The organism is Pandoraea sp. B-6 (assembly GCF_000282835.1).
GTDB classification, from domain to species: domain Bacteria; phylum Pseudomonadota; class Gammaproteobacteria; order Burkholderiales; family Burkholderiaceae; genus Pandoraea; species Pandoraea cepalis.
Window position 1 is genome coordinate 1 of sequence record NZ_KB290525.1, and the last position, 9,746, is coordinate 9,746.

The 9,746-nt window shown below is 64.6% G+C and carries 10 protein-coding genes; 3 read left to right on the top strand and 7 right to left on the bottom strand.

The window, feature by feature from the left end; genetic code table 11:
* Positions 1 to 271 (bottom strand): hypothetical protein (locus A985_RS25335; RefSeq protein WP_039830299.1); only part of this gene is annotated, 271 nt, incomplete at its 3' end.
* A 49-nt stretch (positions 272 to 320) separates the two neighbouring features.
* Between A985_RS25335 and A985_RS0112660 the strand changes: the two genes are divergently transcribed.
* The 3 genes from A985_RS0112660 to A985_RS27900 all read left to right on the top strand — a co-directional run bounded on the left by A985_RS0112660 (position 321) and on the right by A985_RS27900 (position 2,506).
* Positions 321 to 845, top strand: a complete 525-nt coding sequence (locus A985_RS0112660) for a gamma carbonic anhydrase family protein (RefSeq protein ID WP_017233773.1) — start codon at positions 321 to 323, stop codon at positions 843 to 845.
* Positions 846 to 1,013: 168 nt separating this feature from the next.
* Positions 1,014 to 1,949 carry an Hsp33 family molecular chaperone HslO gene (hslO, locus tag A985_RS0112665; protein WP_017233774.1) on the top strand — a complete coding sequence of 312 codons (936 nt, stop codon included), beginning with the start codon at positions 1,014 to 1,016 and terminating at the stop codon, positions 1,947 to 1,949.
* Between the two features lie 20 nt (positions 1,950 to 1,969).
* Positions 1,970 to 2,506, top strand: a complete 537-nt coding sequence (locus tag A985_RS27900; RefSeq protein WP_157211449.1) for a hypothetical protein — start codon at positions 1,970 to 1,972, stop codon at positions 2,504 to 2,506.
* A gap of 89 nt (positions 2,507 to 2,595) precedes the next feature.
* Here A985_RS27900 and ftsB read toward each other — a convergent pair whose 3' ends face one another.
* The 6 genes from ftsB to A985_RS0112700 form a co-directional block, all read right to left on the bottom strand.
* Entirely contained in the window at positions 2,596 to 3,027 is a 432-nt protein-coding gene (gene ftsB / locus A985_RS29660; protein ID WP_039830300.1) for a cell division protein FtsB, read from the bottom strand.
* A 72-nt stretch (positions 3,028 to 3,099) separates the two neighbouring features.
* Positions 3,100 to 4,383 (bottom strand): phosphopyruvate hydratase, encoded by a 1,284-nt coding sequence (gene eno, locus A985_RS0112680; protein WP_017233777.1) that lies wholly within the window; start codon positions 4,381 to 4,383, stop codon positions 3,100 to 3,102.
* A gap of 390 nt (positions 4,384 to 4,773) precedes the next feature.
* Positions 4,774 to 5,628 (bottom strand): 3-deoxy-8-phosphooctulonate synthase, encoded by an 855-nt coding sequence (gene kdsA, locus A985_RS0112685; protein ID WP_017233779.1) that lies wholly within the window; start codon positions 5,626 to 5,628, stop codon positions 4,774 to 4,776.
* Positions 5,629 to 5,665: 37 nt separating this feature from the next.
* Positions 5,666 to 7,324 carry a CTP synthase gene (locus A985_RS0112690; protein ID WP_017233780.1) on the bottom strand — a complete coding sequence of 553 codons (1,659 nt, stop codon included), beginning with the start codon at positions 7,322 to 7,324 and terminating at the stop codon, positions 5,666 to 5,668.
* Between the two features lie 186 nt (positions 7,325 to 7,510).
* Entirely contained in the window at positions 7,511 to 8,341 is an 831-nt protein-coding gene (locus A985_RS0112695) for an alpha/beta fold hydrolase (protein ID WP_017233781.1), read from the bottom strand.
* A 303-nt stretch (positions 8,342 to 8,644) separates the two neighbouring features.
* Positions 8,645 to 9,746: ComEC/Rec2 family competence protein (locus A985_RS0112700; RefSeq protein WP_017233782.1), on the bottom strand; the 1,102-nt coding region annotated here is incomplete at its 5' end.

Here is a 9,746-nt window from a genome sequence, read left to right on the forward strand (position 1 = left end):
CGCGCGTCGGCGTCGCCGGCCCGGCCACCTCGAAGCAACGCTCGGGGTGCCAGCGCGCGCGGCCGTCTCGCACTGCGTCGCGAAGTGCCGTCACGCCGTGCGCCTTCTCATACGGATCGCACAGGCGCAGGAGCGCAAGCGTGTGCTCGCGGGCACACAACGCACCGGCGAATCCGGGATGCGCGTTGCCGGACGGGCAAGCTTCGCTGGAATGGCCGGGGTCGGCGTTGCGCGCGGCACCGCCGCTGGGCGCGGGAGTGAAATCGGTCATGACGTTACAATAGCTAATTCATCGATTTTAACCGCGAACCGAAGCCGCCATGCCGATCTACAAACTTGGAGACAAGACCCCCCAGATCCACGAGAGTGCTTTCGTGGCCGACACCGCCAGCATCATCGGAGACGTGATCCTCGCCGAGAACAGCAGCGTGTGGCCGGGGGTCGCGATTCGCGGCGACAACGAGCCGATCAAGGTCGGCGTGGGGACCAACGTGCAGGAAGGTGCCGTTCTGCATGCCGATCCGGGGTACCCGCTCACGCTGGCCAGCGGCGTGAGTATCGGCCATCAGGCGATGCTGCACGGCTGCTCTGTGGGCGAAAACTCGCTCATCGGCATTCAGGCGGTGCTGCTCAATGGCGCGGTCATCGGCCGCGACTGTCTGGTCGGTGCGGGCGCGCTGGTCACCGAGCGCAAGACGTTCCCTGACCGCTCCCTGATTCTGGGTGTGCCCGCCAAGGTCGTGCGCGAACTGACCGACGAGGAAGTCGCGAACCTCAAGCGCAACGCCGAGGGCTATGCGGCACGCCGTCAGGTCTTCAAGGAACAGTTGGTGCGCATCGGCTGATCGCCCCGCCGGCGTGTTGAAAATGCGGTACGCGCCCCCAGATTACGCAGTATTGACGCGCCAACCACCGGCGTTCGTGCAGCATCCGGCGCGTATCTGCGCGGTCGTTACCGCGCAACGCGGCCCGCCACGACAACCGCCGTTGCCGCATTTTTCAGGAATTCAACCGTGTCCGATCAACTTCAGAAATTCATGTTCGACGCCGCCCCGGTGCGCGGCGAATACGTCAGCCTCGACGCGACGTGGCGCGCCGTGCTCGAGCGTCACGACTACCCGGCGCCGGTACGTCATCTGCTCGGTGAAATGATGGCCGCGGCCGCGCTGCTCACGGCCAACGTCAAATTCGACGGCGCCCTGATCCTGCAGCTGCACGGCGATGGCCCGGTCGCCATGATCGTCGTCGAATGCAACGCCGACCTGACGATGCGCGCCACGGCAAAGTACAGCGGCGAGATCCCCGACGACGCGACCCTCAAAGCGCTCGTGAACGTCGACGGCCGCGCACGCTTCGCCATTACGCTCGACCCGCGCGTGAAGCAACCGGGCCAACAGCCTTACCAGGGCGTGGTGCCGCTGTCGGATGAACACGGCCCCCTGCCCGATCTGGCGTCGGTGCTCGAACACTACATGCATCATTCGGAGCAGCTCGACACACGCCTGTGGCTCGCGTCGGATGACCGCCACGCGGTGGGCATGCTGCTGCAGAAGCTGCCCGGCCATGGCGGCACGGCCGGCACCGGTGCCGAGCGTGCGCCCGAGCAGGACGAGGACATGTGGAATCGCGTCTGCCAGCTCGGCAATACGCTCAAGCGAGACGAAATGCTGAGCGTCGATCGGGAAACGCTGCTGCAGCGCTTGTTTTGGGAAGAAACGGTGCGCGTGTTCGAGCCGGCGGTCACGGCGTTTCGCTGCACGTGCTCGCACGAGCGGGTCACCAACATGCTGCGCACGCTCGGCGAAGCAGAGGTCATGAGCGTATTCGACGAGCGTCCCGATCTTGAAGTGGCGTGTGAGTTCTGCCGCCAGACCTATCGTTTCGACAAGGTGGATGCGGCGCAGCTCTTTACGGAGCAACTGCACGCCGCGCCGTCCGCGCAACATTGAGCGACGCGGAGATCGCGGGCATGCGCCGGACCGACCTCACCAGACACCGCATGCAGGATGTGGCGTGCGGTCGTTCGGCTCGCCACCCCGCTAGCTCGCTCGGCGCATCGCTCATGCCGCGACTCGCGTTCAACGCCAGCGCTACACGCCCCACGCGTGAACGCCCCCCTCGGCTTGTCATCGGCGCCCTCGGTGTCCTCGGCGCGCTGCTCCTGATGCTCGCCGCCGGCTGTGCGCAACTGCCACCGCCTGACGCGCCCGCGGCACGTCTGCCGCAGACGCAAGGCATGCCGGCAATGACCGATGCCCAGAAGCAGGATCTGACACGCTTGAACAAACGCATCTACGACGAGCAGGAAGCGACCATCGAGCACGAACGCGCACAGCGCGCCATCGAGGCCGCGCTGCGCGGCAACGCCAACAACGCGTATTTCTACGGTGGTTGGGGTGGCCCTGCGTGGTATGGGCCGGGATGGTACGGGCCTGGATGGTACGGACCGGGCGGATATGGCGGCTATGGCCCACGCGCATCGGTGGGTGTGGGCATCGGCTTCTAGTGGGCGGCACCGCGAGATGACATAAAAAAATGGCGTTCCCGTGGGAACGCCATTTTGTCGTACTGTCTGCGCGTCGTACCGGCGACGCATCAGTGATGCTGAGCCTTGTGCGCCGCCTGCGCCCCGCGCTTTGCTGGGGACGAAGTCGGCGGTGCCGGTGGCGCCGCCGCGACCGACTTGTGTGCCGGCTCGGTCGACGAGACCAGTGGAGCACCCGCGGCGGAAGCGGCCTGCGGACCGCCCGAGCCGTCCGGCGCCACGAACTGAACGAACACTTCGCCGTCCTTGACCATACCCAGCTCGAAACGCGCGCGCTCCTCGATCGCCGACGTACCGTCCTGCAGATCCTGCACTTCGCCGGCAAGACGATCGTTACGTTCTTTCAACTGCTCGTTCTTCTGCTGTTCGGCGCTCAACTCGTCGCGCAGTTCGTGCACGTAAAGCCAACCACCGTGGCCGAACCAGAGCGGATACTGGATCACCGCCAGCAGCAGCACCAGCAGCAAGGTCACCATTCGCATGCTTTCGCCTGGCAAGAATGCCGAGAAGCGCGCCTCGACAGCCGTCGGGGCGCAACCTCCCGGGAAACGGAATTAGCGCAGATTGTAAAACGCTTCCTTGCCCGGATACGAGGCGATATCGCCGAGATCCTCTTCGATGCGCAGAAGCTGGTTGTACTTGGCGATACGATCGCTGCGCGAGAGCGAGCCGGTCTTGATCTGGCCCGCGTTCGTGCCAACGGCAATATCGGCAATCGTCGAGTCTTCGGTTTCGCCCGAACGGTGCGACACGACGGCCGTGTAGCCGGCGCGCTTGGCCATTTCGATGGCGGCGAACGTTTCGGTGAGCGTACCGATCTGATTGATCTTGATGAGGATCGAGTTGGCGACGCCCTGCTCGATGCCTTGCTTCAGGATCTTGGTGTTGGTCACGAACAGATCGTCACCGACCAGTTGCACCTTGTGGCCGAGCTTTTCGGTCAGGACCTTCCAGCCGGCCCAGTCGTCTTCCGACATGCCGTCTTCGATCGACACGATCGGGAACTTGTCGCACAGGTTGGCGAGGTAGTCGGCGAACGCTTCCGAGGTCAGCGACAGGCCTTCGCCGGCCAGCTCGTACTTGCCGTTCTTGAAGAATTCGGTCGAGGCGCAGTCCAGCGCCAGGAGCACGTCGTCGCCCATGCGGTAGCCGGCGTTCTCAACCGCCTGCTGAATGGTCGTCAGGCACTCTTCGTTCGACGCGAAGTTCGGTGCGAAGCCGCCTTCGTCGCCCACGGCCGTGCTCATCCCCTTCTCGGCGATGAGTTTCTTCAGCGCGTGGAAGATTTCAGCGCCGCAACGCAGGGCTTCGCGGAAGCTCGACTGGCCCACGGGCATCACCATGAATTCCTGGATGTCCAGGCTGTTGTTGGCGTGCGCGCCGCCGTTGACGATGTTCATCATCGGCACCGGCATTTGCATGGCGCCCGAACCGCCGAAGTAGCGGTACAGCGGCAGGCCGGCTTCTTCCGCCGCGGCCTTGGCCACGGCCATCGACACGGCCAGCATGGCGTTTGCACCGAGGCGCGACTTGTTGTCCGTGCCGTCGAGTTCGATCAGCGTCTTGTCCAGGAAGGCTTGTTCCGCCGCATCCAGGCCCATGATCGCTTCCGAAATCTCGGTATTGATGTGCTCGACGGCCTTCTGCACCCCCTTGCCGAGATAGCGACCCTTGTCGCCATCACGCAATTCGATCGCTTCGCGCGAACCGGTCGATGCGCCCGACGGCACTGCCGCACGGCCCATCACGCCCGACTCCAGCAGCACGTCGCACTCGACCGTCGGGTTGCCGCGCGAGTCCAGCACTTCGCGCCCGATGATATCTACGATTGCACTCATGTATTCCTCGGTATCTGTATGACAAAAACGCTAAAGGGAACCTGCTTCGCGCCGCGGCCCGTCACCTGCCCTGTTCACGTCGGGCGCTCGCGCCGAACCCTGACGTGGACGCCGGTGCGGCGCTCAAGCGCGCAACGACGGGGTACTGCATGGACGGGGAAACAACGGCACCTCGAAATAAGGTACGGCGGCCTGCGGGATGACATCGATGTCGACGGTGCGCTCGGCGTACCGCACGCGGGCATCTCCTTGTGGGCTTGCCCTCGCGGCGACTTCCGACGACCGCTGCGCGACAAGCTTAACGACTCGACGCCACGCTGCCAAGGCATCCGAGCGCTATACCCGTCCTGTGGGCGTGCTGATAGTGGCCCCAGGACGGCGTGTCTCATTTCAATTGAAATTATTTTCCAGAAACTCGCCCTGCTTCACCGCCGCATCGATCGTCTTGAGCGTGGTGAGCAGTTCGCGCATGCGCCCGAGCGGCACGGCGTTGGGGCCGTCCGAAAGCGCACAGGCCGGATCCGGGTGCGTCTCCATGAACAGGCCCGACACGCCCACGGCCACGGCGGCACGCGAGAGGACCGGCACGAACTCGCGCTGACCGCCCGAGCTGGTGCCCTGGCCGCCGGGCAACTGCACCGAGTGCGTCGCGTCGAACACAACCGGCGCACGGGTCTCGCGCATGATCGCCAACGAGCGCATGTCCGAGACCAGATTGTTGTAGCCAAACGAAACGCCACGCTCGCAAGCCATGAACACGTCATCGGGCAGGCCGGCCTCGCGCGCGGCGTCGCGGGCCTTGTCGATGACGTTGATCATGTCGTGCGGGGCAAGAAACTGCCCCTTCTTGATGTTCACCGGCTTGCCCGACTGGGCGCAGGCACGAATGAAATCGGTCTGGCGGCACAGGAACGCCGGCGTTTGCAGCACATCGACGATAGGCGCGGCCACGGCCACATCCTCCTCGGTATGCACGTCGGTGAGCACCGGCACGCCGAGTTGGCGGCGCACTTCCTCGAGGATCTTCAGGCCCGCCTCGCGACCAGGGCCGCGAAACGACTTGCCGGAGCTGCGATTCGCCTTGTCGAACGACGACTTGTAAATGAACGGAATGCCCAGCGCGCTCGTTATTTCCTTGAGCTGTCCCGCGACGTCGATCGTCATTTGCTCCGATTCGACGACGCAGGTACCCGCGATCAGGAAAAACGGCTGGTTCAGGCCAACCTCGAAACCGCACAGTTTCATGAGAACTCCTTATGTCTCGCTCGCGGCGGGCGGGGCCTCAGGCGGCCTTCTTGCGCGACTGCTGACCCACCAGCGCCGCCTCGACATACGCCTTGAACAGCGGATGGCCATCGCGCGGCGTCGAGGTGAACTCGGGGTGGAACTGAACGCCCACAAACCACGGGTGCACCTGCTGCGGCAACTCCATCATCTCCGGCAGGTTCTCGCTCGGCGTGCGCGCCGAGATCACCAGACCGGCGGCTTCGAGCTGCGGAACATAATGATTGTTGACTTCGTAACGGTGGCGGTGACGCTCGTTGACCGAATCGCCATAGATGCGCGACGCGAGCGTTTCCGTCTTGACGGGCACGCGCTGCGAGCCCAGGCGCATGGTGCCGCCCAGATCCGAATTTTCGGTACGCTGCTCGATCTTGCCATCGCGGTCCTGCCACTCGGTAATGAGGGCGACGACCGGATGCGGCGTCGACGGCTCGAATTCCGTGCTGTTGGCGTCGGACAGCTTGGCCACGTCACGCGCGAATTCGATCACGGCGAGCTGCATACCCAGGCAGATGCCGAGATACGGCACGCGGTTCTCACGTGCATAACGAATCGCCTTGATCTTGCCTTCGGTACCGCGTCGGCCGAAACCGCCCGGCACGAGAATGGCGTCCAGATGTTTGAGCGCGTCCGTGCCGTCCTTCTCGATTTGTTCGGAATCGATGTACTCGATGTTCACACGCGTTTCCGTGTGGATCGAGGCGTGACGCAGCGCTTCGATAAGCGACTTGTACGACTCGGTCAAATCGACGTACTTGCCGACCATACCGACAGTGACCTCGTGCTTCGGGTTCTCGACGGCTTGCACCAGATGCGTCCACATGGACAGGTCGGCCGGCTTGGCTTCGATCTTCAGTTCGTCGCAGATGATCTTGTCCATGCCCTGGTCATGGAGCATCTGCGGGATCTTGTAGATCGTGTCGACGTCCCAGACCGAAATCACGGCGTCCTGCGGAATGTTCGCGAACAGCGAAATCTTGGCGCACTCGTCTTCCGGAATCTGACGGTCGGCACGGCACAGCAGCACGTCCGGCGAAATGCCGATCTCGCGCAGCTTCTGCACACTGTGTTGCGTCGGCTTGGTCTTCAGTTCGCCAGCCGTCGCAATGTACGGCACGAGCGTCAGGTGCACGAAGGCCACGCTGTTGCGGCCCAGGCGCAGGTTCATCTGACGCGCGGCTTCGAGGAACGGCAGCGATTCGATATCGCCGACCGTGCCGCCGATTTCAACGATGGCGACGTCGGGATGGCCGTCCCACGTCGAACGCGCACCGCGCTCGACGAACGCCTGAATTTCGTTGGTGATGTGCGGAATGACCTGAACGGTCTTGCCGAGATACTCGCCACGGCGCTCCTTACGGATCACCGATTCGTAGATCTGGCCCGTCGTGAAGTTGTTCGCACGACGCATCTTGGCGCTGATGAAGCGCTCATAATGGCCCAGATCGAGGTCGGTTTCCGCACCGTCCTCGGTGACAAACACCTCGCCGTGCTGAAACGGGCTCATCGTGCCCGGGTCGACGTTGATGTAGGGATCAAGCTTGAGGAGGGTGACTTTGAGGCCACGCGATTCGAGAATCGCGGCCAGAGATGCGGCAGCAATTCCCTTACCAAGAGAGGAAACCACGCCGCCCGTGACAAAAACAAATTTGGTCATCGCAGTAATTGCTCGCGGGAAAGCCGGATTATACCCGAAAGCGGCCCCGCCCTCGACGTGCGGCGCGGCAAATTTTGACCTTGACAGGCGCCCTGCGCGCCGCTCCGCACGACCGGCGTATCCCTCGCGCCCGGCAAGCAGGCGCCCGGATCGGACACCCCGCGACGCAAGCCCCGTCCGGGCGTCTCAGGCGGCCAGCGAACGCCGGCGTTCGCCGCGCAGTTCCGCGAGCATGTCGCGCACGGCGGCGGCCGTCTCCAACGGACGCTCCATCGGAAATAGGTGGGTGCCCCGCACGTAACGCAGATGGGTGCCGACGATACGACGCGTCGCCCCGATCCCGGCTTGCCGCAGCTCGCGAGACTCGGTGCCCGCGAGAAAGCCGACCGGCACCGGCACGCCACGCATTGCACGCACGGCGAGCAGCGGTGGCAGCGTCAGATAGATCCGATATTCGATGTCACGCGCAAACGCAAGACGCCGGGCCTCGCCCTCGCCGGTCGGCATCGTGCCGCAGTCGATGTAGTCACGCAGCACGTCCGAATCCCAGCCGGCGAACACCGGCTTGCTCGCGAAATGCTGCCAGGCCGTTTCCCAGTCGGGCCAGTGATCGCGACGTCGCTTGGTCACGCCCGCAGGCGACATTCGCTCGTACAGTCCGGTGAGCATGCCCAAGCGGAGCATCTGCGTGCGCCAGCCGGGCGTAACGATGGGCGAATCGATCATGACCACCCCGCGCACGCACTGCGGTGCCTTGAGCGCGGCCATCAAGCTCAGGAAGCCGCCGAGCGAATGTCCGACGAGCCAGACCGGCTCACCGCGGTATTCGCGCATGAGGGTGTCGACCAGTTCGTTGCGCAGATAGCGCCAGCCCGGCGTGACGGGATAGTGCGGGTCGTGACCGATGCGGTCGATGGCGCGAACGTCGTATTCGTCGGCCAGCGCGCCCAGTAGCTTGCGATAGACGCCAGCGGGAAAGCCGTTGCCGTGCGAAAAATGAAGGATGTCTCTTGTCATGGCATTCGTTGTCGTGGCGGGCCGGCCTTGGGCGAAATGTGCTGAAATGGGCCGCCCGGCGGCCACTGAACACCAGGGACGGCAGCCTGCGGCAATCGGTGCCGATCGACGGGAATCACTGTGTGGGTCAGGCCCAGCCGGTGCATGCACGAGCGGAGCGCAATCCGGCGCATCGGGCCATTCTAGCGAACCGCTCGTTAAGTACCGGTAGAGGTTTCCGTCGAATCGCGACGCCCGGACACACCCCGTGAGCACGTGGCGAAGCGGAAAATGCCCTTGTCGGCCGGTCACATGACATCGATGTCATGACGTATCCGGCACTTCCGCGTGCCAGTACCGTCGATATTGCTCGCGGTAAGACTGCGCCTCGATCCCGTCCTTCGTGAACGAAAACCGGACGCCCCCGTGCGTCACGCTCTGCCAAATCCGCACGCCGGCGGCCTGATAACGGGCCACGACCTCGGGCCTAGGATGTCCGAAGCGATTGCGGTAGCCCGCCTGAAACACCACATGGGCTGGCGATACGGCCTCGATGAACACGGCCGTCGACGACGTCAGGCTGCCGTGATGCGGTGCCAATAGGACGTCCGAACGCAAACCGGCACCGAAGCGTGCCAGCATGGCCCGCTCCTGCGGCGCTTCGGCATCCGCCGCGAGCAGCGCACTGTGCTGGGCGTTCGATACGCGCAGCACACAACTGACGCTGTTCGGTCCCACGCGCCCCGCCCAGCCCTCGCGCAACGCCCCTTTATCAGGGTGCAGGAAACGAAACGTGACGCCGTCCCACATCCATTGCTGCCCGGCCAGGCAAGTGCGATGAGCCGCTGCGGCGCTTCGCACGCCATGCGTCGCCGGCAGCGACGACAGTACCTGCGCCGACGGATACGCCCGCAGCACGCTCAGTGCGCCGCCGAAATGATCGTCATGCGCGTGGCTGATCACGAGCCGATCCAGCCCCCGGATGCCGTGCGCGCGCAGATAGGGAACGATCACGCGGCGCCCGGCATCGCTGTGTCGCCCCAGCGGCGGCCCGGCGTCGAACAACAGCGTACGCGACGCGGTCTCGACGAGCACCGCGTTGCCCTGCCCGATATCGAGCAGGGTGACCCGAAACTCTCCGGTGCCCGGCCGCGGCGACGACGCGAGCAACGCCGGCCCCAGCAACGCGAAACCGGCAATACGCACACCAACGCGCCACACCCTCAGCCGACGCATCGCGGCCGGCCAAGGCATCAGACAGAGCAGCACGCCGCCGACAGCGGCCGCCTGCGCCCAAGCCGGCGCAACGGCCGCTCGCCACACCGCCCAGGGCCACGCTGCCAGCATGCCAAGCCAATCGGCCAGCCAGACGACCACCGCGTGCGCTACCGCCAACGCCCAATGGGCCATCGTCGCGGGCAGCATC